This window comes from Streptomyces sp. NPDC127114 (genome assembly GCF_042677525.1).
Classification (GTDB): Bacteria; Actinomycetota; Actinomycetes; order Streptomycetales; family Streptomycetaceae; genus Streptomyces.
In genome coordinates this window covers 390242-405249 of the sequence record NZ_JBHXTJ010000001.1, presented here as the reverse complement: position 1 = coordinate 405249, position 15008 = coordinate 390242, and the positions used below count along the sequence as shown (strand labels likewise).

Below are 15008 nucleotides of genomic sequence, written 5' to 3'. Positions count from 1 at the left end.
CAGGGCTGGTCGAGTGCAGGGCAGGGAACTAGGTTGTCAGTGAGACTGGCAGCGCTTGGGGGATATGTGGACGAGCGGGAGTTCAACGAGACCGTTGCCCGGCTGATCCGTGAGGCGCGGATACGGGCCGGGGTGACGCAAGAGTACGTAGGGCGTCAGGCGGGGCTGACGCGCGGTTCGATCACGAACATCGAGTCCGGAACCCAGACCCCGCCTCTTTACCGGCTTGCCTTGATTGCCGCAGCGGTCAACGCGGACCCTGCCGACCTGCTTCCCTCGCTCCACTTGGACGAAGCGTCCGGACTTGCCGCGCGGCATGCCGCCGATGTTGCCGCGGTGTGGGCGCAGGCCTCGAAGAGGAGGGGTGTCCGTGGCGAAGGCTGACCTTGCGGCCCGCGGGCTGCTGAGGGAATTCGGGATCGACGCCCCGCCGGTCGACCCCTTCGCCCTGGCCGAACACCTCGGCGTCCTGGTCGTCCCGCAGCACATGGACGACGACGTCTCTGGCATGCTCCTCCGCAAGGACGGAGCCTGCGTCATCGGTGTCAACCAGGCGCACTCCTTCGAACGGCGGCGCTTCACGGTGGCGCACGAACTGGGGCACCTGCGCCTGCACGAAGGACGCCCGCTTATTCTGGACACCGATGTGCGCGTGAACTACCGCAACGCGGTCTCGAGCATGGCGACGGACCGCGAGGAGATCGACGCCAACCGATTCGCCGCGGCGCTGCTGGCCCCGGAGGACATGGTCCGCCGGGCGGCACAGCACATTAGCTTCCGCACGACGGACGACCTCGTGCGGGTCCTGGCCAAGCGTTTCCAGTTGAGTGAGGTGGCCATGACTTACCGCCTGATGAACCTCGGTATCGTCTCCGGCCCCGCTCACTGACACCACCTGGACCCGGCCGCCGGCTGCCCGAGCCTCTGCCGCGCGCTGCGCGTTCCTGGCTCCGCCCTGCCACGCCCGCTTGGGAGCCGTGCCCCTCTCGCCTCTCCCGCCCCAGTTTGCCAAAGGCTGAGGGGGAGGAGCCGAACCAGCCACTGTCTGGCCCGCACTGAAGTGATGTCAGCCAGACTGACCTTCAAAAAGCGTCTTGCGTGAGTGTCGCTGCGTGTGGTGCACTTGTTACCGCAGAGAGTGACCGGTCTCTGTGCATAACGGGTGGCCCCTCCTCGGCGTGAGGCTGACGGAACAATCCACCCCGGGCGGTACCGCGTACGCATGCCTGGCCACGATGGCCGGCATCGTCGACCGGACCGCACCGGCTCCCCTCGATGGCCAGCCGTCACCCAAGGCCATCCGCTGATGCTGTGCATCGGCCGACCCTCTGCCCAGTGCATGGCCGGCCCCTTCCGCGAGCCCACACCAGGCCCCTCGCGCAAGCACACCCATGTGCGCACCCCGCGCCCCATCGCGGGCAAGCCCACATGCCTTCGCGGTCCCTTCATGCCCTATTCCGTCACGGCTCCCGTCGGCATGCCCCACACCCCATTTCGTCACCCTGAGCCCTCTGCCGGCTCGCCGCAGAAAGGAATCCTCGCCATGCAGTGCCGCAAGAACTTCGACACCTTCCTCATGAACACCGTGAACCTCAGCCAGGCCAAGCTCACCCTCCTCGACGTACGCGTCGAGGCCATCTACAAGGCCCTCAAGGCCGACTCCGAACTCGGCTCGCTCATCCGAGGCAAGAAGCCTCAGGGCTCCTGGGCGCAGCGCACCATCATCAACCCCGTCGGCGACAGCGAGTTCGACGCCGACTTCATGCTCCACCTCACCGAGAACACCGAGTGGGCCGACAGCCCCAAGACCTACATCGACAAGGTCTACGCCGCGCTCCACCGTCACAGCATCTACGGCGCCATGCCTCACACCCGCAAGTGCCGCTGCGTGCAGCTCAGCTACGCCAACTCTATGCACGTCGACATCGTCCCCTACCTTCAGCTGGCCGATGGCCGCGAGGTGATCGTCAACCGCGACGCCAACACCTGGGAGCAGACCAACCCGGCCGGGTTTACCGCCTGGATGCAGAAGAAGGACGGCATCGCCAACAACAACCTGCGCAAGGTCATCCGCCTGATGAAGTACCTGCGCAACCACCGCGGCTCCTTCACCGGCACCCGCTCCGTCATCCTTACAACCCTGCTCGGCGAACGCGTCGAAGAAATCAAGAAGCTCATGGACCCCGGCTGCTACAGCGACGTGCCCACCACCTTGCTCACCATCGTCGAGGACCTCGACCGATGGCTGCAGGAGCGCCCCTACAAGCCCTCCATCGCCGACCCTTCCGGATCGGGCGTCACCTTCGACCACCGCTGGGACCAGACGACCTACAGCTACTTCCGGGCCCGCATCCACGCCCACGCCCGCGAGATCCGCGAAGCCTACGACGAGCCGGACTACGACCGCAGCGTGCGGCTGTGGCGCAAGCTGTTCGGCGACGCCTTCCCCGGCCAGCCGCGTGCCGCCGCCTCCCTCACCCCCACAGTGGTCAAGTTCGCCAGCCCGCTGCTCATCACCACGACCTCCCGCACCGGACGTGCGGGATGACCAAGCACAAGTCGCCCGCAGCCCGCCCCAGTCTCTCCCAGCGTCGCCTGCTGGAGGAGCTCACTGCGCTGGCAGCCGCGCACGAGCCGGACCTGCGCATCACCGGCCGCCCCCGTACCGACACTGACGGCCTGGTCACCATCCCCATCAGCGTCTGCACCGGTGGCATGCCACATGCTCCAGGAGGACTGCAGCTCAAGGAGAGCGAGGACTTCCTCCTCACTCTGCCCGCCACCCCGATGATGCCGCCCCAAGTGCGCACCCCCCACATTCGGTTCGCCGGCACCCCGCACGTCCTGCAGGGTGATCGACTGTGCCTGTACCTTGACCCGGCCCGCGAATGGGACCCCGCTGCCGGAATCGCCCCCGTCATCAACCGCCTGTGGCAGTGGCTCACCGACGCCGCAGCCGGCAGGTTCGATCCCGCCACCGCGCTCTACCACCCCGTTGGCGGGGTCCTGCACCACACCCCGGGCACTCCCACCGTCGTCGTACGAGAACCTGTCTCCCACCGGTCGGCCACGGCATGGCTCACCCAGCGCACCACCGACCGGCTGGACCTGACCAGCGCCCCCGCAGACTCCCGCAGCCACCGCACCCCGATCCTGCCAGCGGACGTGCTGCCCCTGGGCGCGGGCAGCACTCTGGCCGAACTCCTCACCCTCACGCACTCCGCCACTGCCCACACCCCGCAACCGGCCGACGCCCCATCCCCGGCGCTGCTGACCGCACTCGCCGCCAGCGCCCTGCGTAACCCCGAAGGCACCGCCCAGTACTTCGTCCTGGCCGTCCGACACCCCGCCACATCCGCCGCGTCCCCCTTCCTCCTCGCCGGCCGCCTGCCGCCCCAGGCCGGCGACACGCTGCGCCGCCTCGCACGCCGCGCGACCCCCAGCCGCCTGGGCAGTCTGCCCGAGGACTTGGCGCACGCCTCCATCGCATGGTGCTACCTCTCCGACGAACGCGCCGAAGTCACCACCCGCCGTGACACCCTCCGCCCCGTCCGCGCGTTCCAGGACTGTCACATCCACATCTGGGGCTGTGGCGGCATCGGCTCCTGGGCAGCCGAGATGGTGGCCCGGGCCGGCGCCTCACATCTCACCCTCTGCGACCCCGGCCGTGTCACCGGCGGCCTGCTGGTGCGGCAGAACTACACCGAACACCACATCGGCATGACCAAGGCGACAGCACTGGCCTCCCACCTGCGGACCATCCGCGACGACATCCGCATCGACATCGCGAGCCCGCCCCCCGACCCCGCCCTCCTGACCGCCGCGGACCAAGCCGATCTCATCATCGACGCCACCGTCAGCATCACCGCCGGACGCTTCCTCGACCTCCTCGCCCAGCAGCCCCACCGCAAAGCCGTCCTGGCCCAGCTCGCCACGGACAGCCTCACCGCCAGCCTGGGAATCCTTACCATCGCCGCCCCCGGCACGCACACCCCCTTGTCCACCATCGATCACACCGCTGGGCGCCACGTCCTTCGCGCCCCCAACCTCGAGGCGTACCACGCACTGTGGGCCGATCCCGCCCCGGACGACGAACTGCGCCCCACAAGAGGCTGCTCCACTCCCACATTCCACGGCTCCGCCGCCGACCTGATGGCAACCACCGCCACCCTGATCACCCTGCTGGGCATCCAGATGCGCCACCCCGTATCCGGGACCCACCTGTGCGCCCAGCCCCACACCGGGACAGCCCCGGCACACCGCTTCATTCCTTACAGCGAGTAGGGGAGCACTGCCCGCGTCTCTGGGCCTGCGGTCCTGCATCCCCGGCAGGGCCGTCAGGCCCTTGAGGCTGCCGGGCGTCGGCGAGACCCGCACCCCCAGCTCCGCTCTGGCAGAACTTGGCATACCCTGCCGCGGCCACACACCTCCAAGCCCTGATGAGAAGGCGCTCCACGGCGCCGCACACGCCGGGCCGCCGGGCGCAGGTCAGCCGGGAACCTGCCCCACCTCCAAGGTGGGCATGTAGCTGCCCGCCAAGCGCTCGTAGATCACGAGCTGCGGGTGCACCTGCGGATGGTGAGCACGGCCTAGGGCGATTGCCGCGGAGAGGGGAACGGCAGGCAGGACATGCAGGCGGCGCAGCGACTTTGCCTCCCTTTCCAGCCGCGCGAGAAGCGTCCGTAACGTTTCCTCCATCTGTTGCAGTGACGCCCGGCACCGCAGTATGTCCGGACCGGCCTGCGTGCCCACCGGGCTGACCTCGTAGCGGCGCAGCGCCGAAAGATCCCGCGGAACCTCAGAAGGCGCGATGATCCCGGAGATGTTCATCACGACGACAGCCTCGTCCCGGTCTGGCCCGGCCTGCACCAGATGCGCGGCGAACTCGGTCACCGGGCCGCTCTCGGCAGACCACACCCAGGACTGCTCGTGTCGGTGGCGTTGGTAGATGTGCGTCGGCACGGTGTCGTCCAAGAGCGACCCGAGAAAGACCAGCAATGGCAGACGCGCGAATCCGAACACGCTCAGATGCTGCACGGATTCCCGCTCTATCCCTGGTCGCAGCCGGTTTCGGACCACGTCATCGATGACCTTGGTCGCCTGCCGATAGTAGTGACGGCTGGCCTCGGCAGCAGATTCCGCGTCCCAGGCAGCGGCTGCCTGCTCGCCAGGAATGTGCCGCAGATCTATCTCCACACCGTGCCGGGAGTAGGACTCCAGATACAAAGGAAACCGGCGGCCTGCCGTCACAGCGTCCGCAGCCGTCTCCCGCGACAGCTCGACGGCATTTCCGTGCACCGACCCCACCATCCGCACCACCGTGGTGGCCCTCTCCGGCCCCAGCGCGGTCAGGTGCCTGACACGGTCCTCATGCTCCTGCTTCACACGGCGCAGCCACTCGACGGTGAAGACGTCCAGCGCGGCCTTCGCATCGATCTCCATATGTTGCTGGGCACAGAGCAGCATCAGATTGTCCGCCTCATCCCGCAACGCCTTCTCCATCAGATCCCCGCCGCGCGGCGAGCGCGGATCAGTGCTCTGACCGACGATGTGCGCGACCTCCCCCAAAGGAAGCGTCCGGCCCGACATCGCCCCCTCCAGCAGGTACGCGTTGCACAGCATGCACCTGCCTCCACTGCGCACCCACACGGCGAGAACCGTCTTGGATGAAAGACGGCTCCGTTTCCCGCCGCTCCCGCTCATCAGCACTGCCTCCATCCCTTCGCGACAGACCGGACGCTAGACGACACCTCCCCTGACATCAGGGGGATTTGACAAAGCGCGGCGCACCCTGGAAGTGCGGCTCCGCACGAGGACGTGTCCGTGGCGGACCGATGCGCGCCCGTAGTGGGCGTCGTTGAAAGCCTCATCAGAGCTGCCTGCATATCCGGCCCCCGCTGCACCTGCGAGTCATGCGGCCGGTTGGACGCCAGCTGCGCCTCGACTTCACCGTGGCCCGAGGTGTCGGTCCTCATCGCGTGACGCCGACCACCTCGTGGCCCTGCCCTCACGTTCCTGATATGTCGTCAGGTAAGTCAGCGTTTCGTCAGCATCGGTCCCTGGCGCGTTCCGCGAAGAGTGTTCGGGTATGGGCGTATTCGACGAGCCGCAACAGCCTGGTTCGCACGGAAGCGCAGGCTGGGAGCGTTCCCTATTGGGTGAAGCGATGTTCCTCACAGTCTTCGAGTCGGGCGCACGCCGGTTGTAGAGTAAAGACCGCCTTTGACCTGCAGAAAGCAGGCAGGGAGCCGTCATCCAGGAGTCCAAAGTGCTGCGCACCATGTTCAAGTCCAAGATCCATCGCGCCACCGTGACCCAGGCCGACCTGCACTACGTCGGTTCCGTCACCATCGACGCCGAGCTGATGGAGGCCGCCGACCTCCTGCCCGGCGAGCTCGTGCACATCGTCGACATCGACAACGGCGCGCGCCTGGAGACGTACGTCATCGAGGGCGAGCGCGGCTCCGGCGTGATCGGGATCAACGGCGCGGCGGCCCACCTGGTGCACCCCGGCGACCTGGTGATCCTCATCAGCTACGCCCAGGTGTCGGACGCCGAGGCGCGCACGCTCGTGCCGCGTGTGGTGCACGTGGACGGTGACAACCGCATCGTGGAGCTCGGGGGCGACGCCTCCGCGCCCGTGCCCGGCAGCGACACGGTGCGCCCGCCGCACGCCGTGCCCGCGCAGGTCTGAACCGCGGCGGAGCCGGCTCCCTCGCCACCCGAAGGAATGGGCACCGCGCGCGAGGGCAGACGGACCGGGGGACGCTGGACCCGGGACGGACGGCCGGACCGGGCTTCCTCCGTCCCTGTCCCGTGCCCCCTCGCCTGCGGAGTCCGTCATGACCCAGCCGCCCATCCCCGATCCGCTGCCGCCGCCCGCCCCGACGCCGGTGCCTCCGCCCGTACCGCCGCCCAGCCCCGTTCCGCCGCCCAACCCCGCGCCCGTGCCGCCGGAGCCCGAGCCGCAGCCGCAGCCGGGACCCGCGGGTCTGTGAGCGCGTTCTGACCCGGTGACGGCCAGACGCCCGGCGACGTGACGGAGGAGACGGGGGATCCGCGCGAAGCCCTTGTCACGCACGGTTGCCAGCCCCTACCGTGGGCGACTGCCGATGCGTTCGAGGGGGGCCCATGGCCGTGCGCGGAACACGCGGAAGACATCGTCGGTACCAGCCGAGCCTGATCAACCGTGCCTCGCTCACCTTCACCGCCGGCGGCGCTGGCATGGCCCTGCCGCTGATCGGCGCGGGCACGGTGGAGGCCGCCTCGCTCGACGTCTGGGAGAAGCTCGCGGCCTGCGAGTCCTCGTCCAATTGGCAGATCAACACCGGCAACGGCTACTTCGGCGGTCTCCAGTTCACCCAGGCCACCTGGGAGCGGTACGGCGGGACGCACTTCGCGCCGCGCGCCGACCTCGCCTCCAAGGACCAGCAGATCGCCGTCGCCGAACGCGTCCTCAAGGGCCAGGGCCCCGGAGCGTGGCCCGGCTGCGCGCCGCGCGCCGGTCTCGAGCGCGGCGGCGCGGAGCCGGGCGTCACGCCCCAGACCGCGCGCACCCGTCCGCTGTCCGAGGCCCCGAAGGCCCGGCAGGCCGCGTTACCCGCCCAGCGGACCCGGCCGGCCGACGGCGGCACGCAGGCAAGCCCCACCACGGTGCCGACGGTCCGCGAGATGTACACGGTCGCGCCCGGCGACTCCCTGTCGAAGATCGCCCGCGAGGAACACGTCCGGGGCGGCTGGCCCCGGCTCTACGCAGCCAACCGCGCCGTCGTCGGCGACGACCCGGACCTCATCCTCCCCGGCCAGCGCCTCACCCTCCGCATCACCGCCCCCGCCGCCCCGCCACAGCAGGCGAAGCCGAAGCCCGCGACGAAGCCCGCCGCTCCCGAGCCGCCGACCGCCAAGACCCCGGTCACCCCGCCCACCCCGGCGCCGCCCACCATGCCCTCGGCCAGGCCCGACCCGAGGCCCTCCGCCGCGAAGCCGAGCACGCGTCCGGCACCGAAGCCCGTGACCAAGCCGGTCACCAAGCCGGTCGCCGCCAGACCCGTGACCAGGCCGGCGCAGAAGCCCGCGCCCAAGCCCGCACCGAAGCCGGCGCCCCAGCGGGAAAGCTACGCCTCGCCCGTCGCCGACACCGACATCGGCACCCGTTACCGCAAGGCCGGCTCCTCCTGGTCCAGCGGCTACCACACGGGCGTCGACTTCCCCGTCCCCACCGGCACCTCGGTACGGGCCGTGTCCGACGGCAGGGTCGTCTCCGCCGGCTGGGGCGGTGCCTACGGTTACCAGGTCGTCATCCGGCACGAGGACGGCCGCTACAGCCAGTACGCCCACCTCTCCGCGCTCACCGTCCGCGAGGGCCAGCGGGTCAACGCGGGTCAGCGGATCGCGCGGTCAGGATCGACCGGCAACAGTTCGGGACCGCACCTCCACTTCGAGGTGCGCACGGGTCCCGGGTACGGGTCCGACATCGACCCCCTCGCGTACCTGCGGGCCCGCGGCGTCTCGATCTGAGTCCCGGTCCGACCGGCCGAAGGGCGCCGGCCGGTCCCGCGGGTCCGAGCGGTCCGGCACGGAAACCGGCTCCCCGGATGACACCGCCGGCGAGTCCTCGGGCCGCGTCAGCCGGTCCACGGTGAGCTGCACCAGGCCGCCCGCCGCGACCGCGCCGCAGATCAGGGCCGCGACGGTGCCGGCCGCCCCGTAGCGTAAGGACTCGCCGAACAGGGTGAGGCCGACGGCCGCGGCTATCACCGGGTTGACCACGGTGACCGTGGCCAGCGGCGCGGCCAGCCCCGCGCCCCGGTACGAGGCCTGCGAGAGCAGCAGACCGGTGATCGCGAGCGCCGAGAGGATCAGCAGACTGGTCCACTCCGCCAGCGGCGCGCCCGCCGTCCACTCCTCCGCCACCGCCTTGGTGAAGACCGAGGCGATGCCGAAGGACACCCCGGCCGCCGCCGCCAGGATCACGCTGCGCAGCACGGAACGGCCCACCACGCGCGCCAGGAGGAACAGCAGGGCCACCGCCCCGAACGTCGCCGCCGCCAGCAGGTGCCGGTCGGAGTCCGAGAGCACCCGGGCCCCGGTGCCGTCCGTCAGGCTGAGCAGCCCGGCCAGGCCCACCGTCGCCATGACCGCGCCGCGCCATGCGGTACGGCCCACCCGGCGCCCCACGAACAGCGCCGCCATCGGCAGCGCGAACACGATGGTGAGCGCGCCCAGCGGCTGGACCAGGCTCAGCGGGCCGTACGCCAGCGCCGCCACGTGCAGCGCCGCGCCGAGGCCGTTGAGGAGAACGGCGGCCCACCACGCCGGGCGGCGCAGCGGCGCGTACCGAGGGCCGTCGGCCGACGCCGCGACCCGCTCCTGCACGATCGCCGCGGCGGCGTAGGCGACCGCGGAGACCAGGGAGAGGAGCACGGACAGCAGGAGAGGGCTCATGACTCCACGATCTCTCTTCCGGGCGTTCCCGTCGTCGTACCTGGGAACGCGATCGCGCGTACCGCAGACGGAGTACGACGGCCCCTCGTACACCTCAGGATGTACCCAGCGCAGGTCAGGACGGGTGGAACGGGATCTTTCCGGTGCCCGGGAGCGGCGGCCGCCGGGCGTGCCGCCCCCTCGGCGGCGCCCATTCCGAGCCAGTGCGCCGCGGGCCGGGTCCACATTGGCCCGTACCGTGTCCCCTCCAAGGAAGGACGGGGAGGACACCGGATGGAACCTGATCTCGACGCGTGCGCCCGCATCGGCGGCTTCTTCGCCCTGCGCACCAGCCCGCCCGGGACGGCGGACCGCACCCACGTGCCCCTCGCGCGCCTGTACGCGGGCGAGGACGACGCCCCGCTGAGCGCCCGCGTCGACCGGGTCGCCGTCCGGCTCGGCGCCCCCGAGCGCCGGGTCGGCGCCTCCGTCGCCCACCTCGGCCTCGCCGCCCGCCTGTGGTCCACCGCGCTCGGCCCGGCCGCCCTGTACGGACGCTTCCCCGACCTCACGCCGGACGCCCTGCACTGGGACGGCGCGCTGACCTCGCCCGACGACCTGTGGTGGGCCGGCTCCGGCACGCGCCCCGCCACCGTCGCCGAGCTGCGCGCCGCGGTCCACGAGGCCCATCTCGTGCCGCTGCACGCGGCCTTCGCCCGGGACGGCCGGATCTCTCGTGGGCTGCTCTGGGGCAACGCGGGCTCCGCCCTCGCCGGGGCGCTGCGCGAGCTGACCCGCTGGGCCCGGGCGAACGACCGCCCCGAGGCCGCCGAACGCGCCGCCGCGCTCGTCCAGGGCCTGTTCGACCACCCCGACCTGGCCCGCACGGTCGCGGGCCCGGCGCTGCGCCGCACCAGCTGCTGTCTCTACTACCGCTGCCCTTCCGGAGGACTGTGCGGCGACTGTGTGTTCGACCACCCTCCCCGTACGGGTTTGGAGCGGCGGCCTCCCGCTCCGTAAAGTTGCGTCTTTGGAAACGGCAACCCGCCGCGACGGCACGAGTGATCGAGGAACGACGAAGGCCATGACGGTGACTGAAGAGACCCAGGAGTACGGGCCGGGCATCGACCCCGAGCGCCTGGCCGTCTGCCTGAGCGTGCTCGACGAGCTCGACAAGCTGGAGGTCGACCACCCCGACGCCATCGCCGTCCGCCGCGCCACGGCCGGCATCTACCGGACCGTGAAGCAGCGCCGACGCCAGGAGCGCCGCGCCGCGAAGACCGCCCACGACAAGGCCGTCACCGAGGCCACCGCGACCGGTTCCGCGCAGCGCATCGACGACGAGACGGAGGGCATCCTGCCCTCCTCGGTCACCGAGGCCGGGAAGATCGCCGGCATACTCCAGCGCCCGCGCTCCTGCTACACCTGCAAGACGCGCTACGTCGAGGTCGACTACTTTTACCACCAGCTCTGCCAGCCCTGCGCCGCCCTGAACCGGTCCCGCCGCGACGCCCGCGCCGACCTCACCGGCAAGCGCGCCCTCCTCACCGGCGGCCGCGCCAAGATCGGCATGTACATCGCGCTGCGGCTGCTCCGCGACGGTGCGCACACCACGATCACCACGCGCTTCCCGAAGGACGCCATCCGCCGCTTCACGGCGATGGAGGACTCCGCGGACTGGATGCACCGCCTGGAGGTCGTCGGCATCGACCTGCGCGACCCGGCCCAGGCCGTGGCCCTCGCGGACCAGGTCGCCGAGGCCGGACCGCTGGACATCCTGGTCAACAACGCCACGCAGACCGTGCGCCGGCTGCCCTCCGCGTACGCCGCGCTGGTCGAGGGCGAGAACGCGCCGCTGCCCGTCGGCGAGCTGCCCGCCCACCACGTCATCGGTGCCTTCAACTCCGGCGCCGTCGGCGAGCTCGGCGGCCCGGCCGCCCTGCCGGCCGGCGTGAGCGGGCTCGACGCGCAGGCCGTCGCCGACCTCGCCCTGGTCGCGGGCAACGCGAGCGTGGCCCGCCACCTCGACGGCACCGCCATCGACGCCGGCGGCCTCGTGCCGGACGTCGTCGAGAGCAACACCTGGGTGCAGACCATCGAGCAGATCTCCCCGGTGGAGCTGCTCGAGACCCAGCTGTGCAACTACACGGCGCCGTTCATCCTCATCAGCAAGCTGCGGGGCTCGATGGCCGAGGCCGCGGCGAAGGCGAAGAGCGGGCGCGCGTACGTCGTCAACGTCTCCGCGATGGAGGGCGTGTTCGAGCGCGGCTACAAGGGCGCCGGACACCCCAACACCAACGCCGCCAAGGCCGCGATCAACATGGTGACGCGGACCAGCGCGCAGGAGATGTTCCAGTCCGACGGCATCCTGATGACCTCCGTGGACACCGGGTGGATCACCGACGAGCGTCCGCACTTCGACAAGCTGCGGCTCGCCGAGGAGGGCTTCCACGCCCCGCTCGACCTCGTCGACGGCGCGGCCCGGGTCTACGACCCGATCGTGCGCGGCGAGCAGGGGGAGGACCTGTACGGCGTCTTCATGAAGGACTACGCACCCGGCAAGTGGTGACGACGGTCGCCGGCGGGTCGGTCGCCGGCGACCAGCGGGGGCAGCCGGCGGTCGAGTGACCGCCGGTGCCGCCGGTTCTCCCGGTGGTGCAGGTTCGGCCCGTGCCGCCCGGTTCGGGCGGTGTCCTCGGGACTGCCGAAACGATCGATAATCGCGCGTTGACCTCGGGAAACAGGCCACTGTCACCCGATCGCGTCACACTTTCGTGCGCCATAGAGCGCCGGCGCGCTCATCTGGTTAGTCTGATGTCCACGGTCGGCCACGAGGGTTTCACCGAACCCTCACGGCCGTCCTGGGGACAGGTCTGACACCAAGACCGCGGTCCCGCCCGCAGAACGGCGCCACCGCGACCGATCGGACCCGAACCCAATGACTCGCGACACGAAGGAGTGCGCGGTGACACCAGAACCGACCAAGCAGGAAGACCGTCCAGCCGAGCCGACCGAGCGGACGCGCCGGTCCGGAGAGCTGGGCAGCCTCGAAGTGTGGGCCCGCTCGGCGCCGATCCGACTCGCCGGATACGAGGAGGACCTCGCCGAGCCGCACATCCTGCAGGGCGTCGACTGAGAGTCGTGGCCGACGCTTCGCCCCGTGCCCCCGACCGATCCCTTCGGCCGGGGGCACGGGCGTGTCAGCGCCGCCGCCCTCCGGCGGACGCCCGCAGCCGCACCGGCGGCATGTACTCGCGCACCAGCGTGCGGTGCCACCACGCGCCGGTCGTACGGAGTTCCGCCCAGGTCGTGAAGCGGTAGCGGTAGAGCCGGGCCCGCACGTGCGTGGGAGGCGCGTCCGGGAAGGGGTTGTGCCGCAGCAGCCGCAGCGTGTCCCGGTCCCCTTCGAGGAGCCGTTCGACGAAGGGGCCGAACCAGTCGCGGGCGTAGCCGGGGGAGAGCGCCGCGAACCACATCAGCCAGTCGAGCCGCAGGTGGTAGGGGGCGAACTGACGCGGCAGCCGCCACGGGTCGCCCGGCTTGCCCTTGAAGCCGTACTCGCGCCACACGGTGCCCGGGTGCGGGTCCGGCTCGTCGGTGCCCTCGACGACGATCTCGTCCCGCACCCGGCCGACCGTGCCGAAGGCGCCGTAGGTGTTGACCAGGTGCAGCGGGTCGAAGGAGCGGTTCATCGCCTGGTGCCGGGAGAGCAGGTTGCGGACAGGGCCCCGGCTGAGGAAGAGGATCAGGGCGGTGGCGGCGCACACGACGACCACGTACCAGAGCGGTGCCTCGGGCTGCGGGTGGTCGTCGCCGACGAGGAGCGAGCCGTCCACGGCGGACAGCGCGAGGACGATGGTGATCCAGTTCAGCCAGGCGAAGTTCCCGGACAGCACGAGCCACAGCTGGGTGACGATCATCAGACCCGCGGCGATCGTGGCCACCGGCTGCGGGGTGAAGAGCAGGACGGGCACGCCGAGCTGGACGACGTGGTTGGCGGCGCACTCGACCTTGTGCAGCGGCCCCGGCAGGTGGTGGAAGAACCAGCTGAGCGGGCCGGGCATGGGCTGGGTCTCGTGGTGGTGGTGGAGGCAGGTGAGGTCCCGCCAGCACCGGTCGCCGCGGATCTTGATGAGCCCCGCGCCGAACTCGACGCGGAAGAGCAGCCAGCGCAGCAGGAACAGGACGAGGACCGGCGGTCCGGTGTCGTCGTTGCCGAGCAGCACGGCGAGGAATCCGGTCTCCAGGAGCAGCGACTCCCAGCCGAAGGAGTACCAGGTCTGCCCCACGTTCACGATCGACAGGTACGCCGCCCACAGCAGCAGCCACAGCAGCATCGACACCGGCAGCGGCACCGCGTCGCCGGCGCCGGCGGCCATCGCGAGGGCGAGCGCGGCACCACCCCAGGCGACGGAGGCGAAGAGCCGGTCGGAGTAGCGCCACTGGAACAGGCTGGGTGCGCGCCGGGCCGGCACGGCCCGTACGAAGTCGGGCACCGGCAGCATGCCGCGGGCGCCGATGAGCGCCCGGAACTGCAGGGCGGCCGCGAGGAACGCGACGAGGTAGAGCCCGGCGAGCCCCCGCTGGAAGACGATCCGGCTCAGCCAGTAGTCAGGTGCGGTGAACCACTCCATCGGGTCCGGTGGAACGGGCCGTCGTGGTCGTCAGCTCTTGCCGTCGTCCTCGGCCGTCCGCTCGCCCTCCGCCTGGGACGGCGTGGTGCGGGTGACCTGGGGGTGGACATGTGCCTTCTGCTGGGCGTCCATGTCCTCGTCGAGGCGCTCGCCCTCGGCCTGCGAGGGGTTGGTGTACTCGTCGTACGGGCTGCTCATGGCCGCCTCCTTCGAGGGCGCACGGATGCGTGCGGGGTGAGTACAGAAGGAGCGTAACTCTCATCGGCCCGCGACGAGACCCGTGAGGCGGCGGCCCAGGCGGCGGGCGTAGGCGTGCTGAAGGGCCCGGACGACGGGCCCGCCGAGCCGGGTGTACCAGACGGCGGCGCGGCTGAACGCGGTGACCGTGAACCACACCGAGCCGTCGTCGTGCAGGTCGACGACGAAGGACTCCTCGCCGCACTCGGGGTGGCCGCCGCGGGTGCCGTACGCGAAACCGGTCTCCGTCCCGGTGTACGTCGTCCAGATCACCTGGCAGGGCGCGGTGAACCGGACGGGGCCGAGGCCCAGGGACACCTCGAGGGTCACGCCGGGCTCGGCGCGCTCGGCGGCGCTGTCCACCCGCGCACCCGTGGCGCGGTGCATGGCCCAGGTGGTGACGGCGGCGCCCGCGGCCTCGAAGGCGGCCCGGCCGGTGCCTATCCGGACGGTGTGGTGCAGGTGGTGGTATCCGGCCGGCAGCGGTCCGGTGCGGGTGGCGCCGACCTCCGGGTAGTTCGGTCCGGTGGCCGGGCCCGAGGTGCGTGCGCGGGAGTCCGAGAGGCTGCGGACAAGACGGGTCATGCCGGGAGCTCCGTTCGGTGGTCGGTGAAGGTGGTGACGGTGGGAGCGGCGGTGACGGGGGTGACGGTGGAGGCCGCGGTGGGAGGAGCGGGGTCGGGGGACGAGCCGTCGTCGGGCGGGTCGAGGGCC

The 15008-nt window shown here is 71.0% G+C and carries 15 protein-coding genes; 10 read left to right on the top strand and 5 right to left on the bottom strand.

Annotated elements, in window-relative coordinates:
• Positions 1-66: 66 nt before the first annotated feature.
• The 4 genes from ACFVGS_RS01815 (at position 67) to ACFVGS_RS01800 (ending at position 4284) form a co-directional block, all read left to right on the top strand.
• A complete protein-coding gene (locus tag ACFVGS_RS01815; RefSeq protein WP_376361267.1) occupies positions 67-384 on the top strand; it encodes a helix-turn-helix domain-containing protein in 318 nt (105 codons plus the stop codon).
• On the top strand, positions 371-889 hold the full coding sequence (locus tag ACFVGS_RS01810; RefSeq protein ID WP_385689329.1) for an ImmA/IrrE family metallo-endopeptidase: 519 nt from the start codon (positions 371-373) through the stop codon (positions 887-889). Before ACFVGS_RS01815 ends, ACFVGS_RS01810 begins: the two co-directional genes overlap by 14 nt.
• A 654-nt stretch (positions 890-1543) precedes the next feature.
• Positions 1544-2548 (top strand): cyclic GMP-AMP synthase DncV-like nucleotidyltransferase, encoded by a 1005-nt coding sequence (locus tag ACFVGS_RS01805; protein ID WP_385689326.1) that lies wholly within the window; start codon positions 1544-1546, stop codon positions 2546-2548.
• Positions 2545-4284 carry a ThiF family adenylyltransferase gene (locus ACFVGS_RS01800; protein WP_385689324.1) on the top strand — a complete coding sequence of 580 codons (1740 nt, stop codon included), beginning with the start codon at positions 2545-2547 and terminating at the stop codon, positions 4282-4284. The genes ACFVGS_RS01805 and ACFVGS_RS01800 overlap by 4 nt, the downstream gene beginning before the upstream one ends.
• Positions 4285-4488: 204 nt before the next feature.
• On the opposite strand, the gene ACFVGS_RS01795 is transcribed toward ACFVGS_RS01800, so the two are convergent.
• Positions 4489-5622 carry an SAVED domain-containing protein gene (locus ACFVGS_RS01795; RefSeq protein ID WP_385689321.1) on the bottom strand — a complete coding sequence of 378 codons (1134 nt, stop codon included), beginning with the start codon at positions 5620-5622 and terminating at the stop codon, positions 4489-4491.
• Positions 5623-6268: 646 nt separating this feature from the next.
• Between ACFVGS_RS01795 and panD the strand changes: the two genes are divergently transcribed.
• The 3 genes from panD to ACFVGS_RS01780 all read left to right on the top strand — a co-directional run bounded on the left by panD (position 6269) and on the right by ACFVGS_RS01780 (position 8517).
• Positions 6269-6694, top strand: a complete 426-nt coding sequence (panD, locus tag ACFVGS_RS01790) for an aspartate 1-decarboxylase (RefSeq protein WP_384421592.1) — start codon at positions 6269-6271, stop codon at positions 6692-6694.
• A 148-nt stretch (positions 6695-6842) separates the two neighbouring features.
• A complete protein-coding gene (locus tag ACFVGS_RS01785) occupies positions 6843-6998 on the top strand; it encodes a hypothetical protein (protein WP_384421590.1) in 156 nt (51 codons plus the stop codon).
• A gap of 133 nt (positions 6999-7131) precedes the next feature.
• Positions 7132-8517 carry a peptidoglycan DD-metalloendopeptidase family protein gene (locus ACFVGS_RS01780; protein ID WP_385689318.1) on the top strand — a complete coding sequence of 462 codons (1386 nt, stop codon included), beginning with the start codon at positions 7132-7134 and terminating at the stop codon, positions 8515-8517.
• On the opposite strand, the gene ACFVGS_RS01775 is transcribed toward ACFVGS_RS01780, so the two are convergent.
• The gene (locus ACFVGS_RS01775) at positions 8398-9444 is read right to left on the bottom strand and encodes a DMT family transporter (RefSeq protein ID WP_385689316.1); all 1047 of its coding nucleotides are present in this window, start codon (positions 9442-9444) and stop codon (positions 8398-8400) included. The genes ACFVGS_RS01780 and ACFVGS_RS01775 overlap by 120 nt on opposite strands.
• A gap of 273 nt (positions 9445-9717) precedes the next feature.
• Here ACFVGS_RS01775 and ACFVGS_RS01770 point away from each other — a divergent pair, with 273 nt between their 5' ends.
• The 3 genes from ACFVGS_RS01770 (at position 9718) to ACFVGS_RS01760 (ending at position 12559) form a co-directional block, all read left to right on the top strand.
• The gene (locus ACFVGS_RS01770; RefSeq protein ID WP_385689313.1) at positions 9718-10443 is read left to right on the top strand and encodes a (2Fe-2S)-binding protein; all 726 of its coding nucleotides are present in this window, start codon (positions 9718-9720) and stop codon (positions 10441-10443) included.
• A 64-nt stretch (positions 10444-10507) separates the two neighbouring features.
• Positions 10508-11992 (top strand): SDR family NAD(P)-dependent oxidoreductase, encoded by a 1485-nt coding sequence (locus ACFVGS_RS01765; protein ID WP_384421582.1) that lies wholly within the window; start codon positions 10508-10510, stop codon positions 11990-11992.
• Between the two features lie 396 nt (positions 11993-12388).
• Positions 12389-12559: a hypothetical protein gene (locus ACFVGS_RS01760; RefSeq protein WP_384421581.1), complete on the top strand. Its 171-nt coding sequence runs from the start codon at positions 12389-12391 to the stop codon at positions 12557-12559.
• Between the two features lie 64 nt (positions 12560-12623).
• On the opposite strand, the gene ACFVGS_RS01755 is transcribed toward ACFVGS_RS01760, so the two are convergent.
• From ACFVGS_RS01755 to ACFVGS_RS01745, 3 genes are read right to left on the bottom strand one after another with little or no spacing between them, the layout of a single operon-like run.
• Positions 12624-14057 carry a lipase maturation factor family protein gene (locus ACFVGS_RS01755; RefSeq protein ID WP_385689309.1) on the bottom strand — a complete coding sequence of 478 codons (1434 nt, stop codon included), beginning with the start codon at positions 14055-14057 and terminating at the stop codon, positions 12624-12626.
• A gap of 30 nt (positions 14058-14087) precedes the next feature.
• Positions 14088-14255 carry a hypothetical protein gene (locus ACFVGS_RS01750; RefSeq protein WP_384421577.1) on the bottom strand — a complete coding sequence of 56 codons (168 nt, stop codon included), beginning with the start codon at positions 14253-14255 and terminating at the stop codon, positions 14088-14090.
• Positions 14256-14315: 60 nt separating this feature from the next.
• Positions 14316-14879, bottom strand: a complete 564-nt coding sequence (locus tag ACFVGS_RS01745; protein ID WP_384421576.1) for a DUF1990 family protein — start codon at positions 14877-14879, stop codon at positions 14316-14318.
• Positions 14880-15008: the final 129 nt, after the last annotated feature.

Excerpts from the sequence above, each read along its gene's own strand:
- ACFVGS_RS01805 (WP_385689326.1), top strand. The coding sequence starts at position 1,544 with ATGCAGTGCCGCAAGAACTTCGACACCTTCCTCATGAACACCGTGAAC.
- ACFVGS_RS01800 (WP_385689324.1), top strand. The coding sequence starts at position 2,545 with ATGACCAAGCACAAGTCGCCCGCAGCCCGCCCCAGTCTCTCCCAGCGT.
- ACFVGS_RS01795 (WP_385689321.1), bottom strand. The coding sequence starts at position 5,622 with ATGCTGTGCAACGCGTACCTGCTGGAGGGGGCGATGTCGGGCCGGACG.
- ACFVGS_RS01785 (WP_384421590.1), top strand. The coding sequence starts at position 6,843 with ATGACCCAGCCGCCCATCCCCGATCCGCTGCCGCCGCCCGCCCCGACG.
- ACFVGS_RS01780 (WP_385689318.1), top strand. The coding sequence starts at position 7,132 with ATGGCCGTGCGCGGAACACGCGGAAGACATCGTCGGTACCAGCCGAGC.
- ACFVGS_RS01775 (WP_385689316.1), bottom strand. The coding sequence starts at position 9,444 with ATGAGCCCTCTCCTGCTGTCCGTGCTCCTCTCCCTGGTCTCCGCGGTC.
- ACFVGS_RS01770 (WP_385689313.1), top strand. The coding sequence starts at position 9,718 with ATGGAACCTGATCTCGACGCGTGCGCCCGCATCGGCGGCTTCTTCGCC.
- ACFVGS_RS01765 (WP_384421582.1), top strand. The coding sequence starts at position 10,508 with ATGACGGTGACTGAAGAGACCCAGGAGTACGGGCCGGGCATCGACCCC.
- ACFVGS_RS01755 (WP_385689309.1), bottom strand. The coding sequence starts at position 14,057 with ATGGAGTGGTTCACCGCACCTGACTACTGGCTGAGCCGGATCGTCTTC.
- ACFVGS_RS01750 (WP_384421577.1), bottom strand. The coding sequence starts at position 14,255 with ATGAGCAGCCCGTACGACGAGTACACCAACCCCTCGCAGGCCGAGGGC.
- ACFVGS_RS01745 (WP_384421576.1), bottom strand. The coding sequence starts at position 14,879 with ATGACCCGTCTTGTCCGCAGCCTCTCGGACTCCCGCGCACGCACCTCG.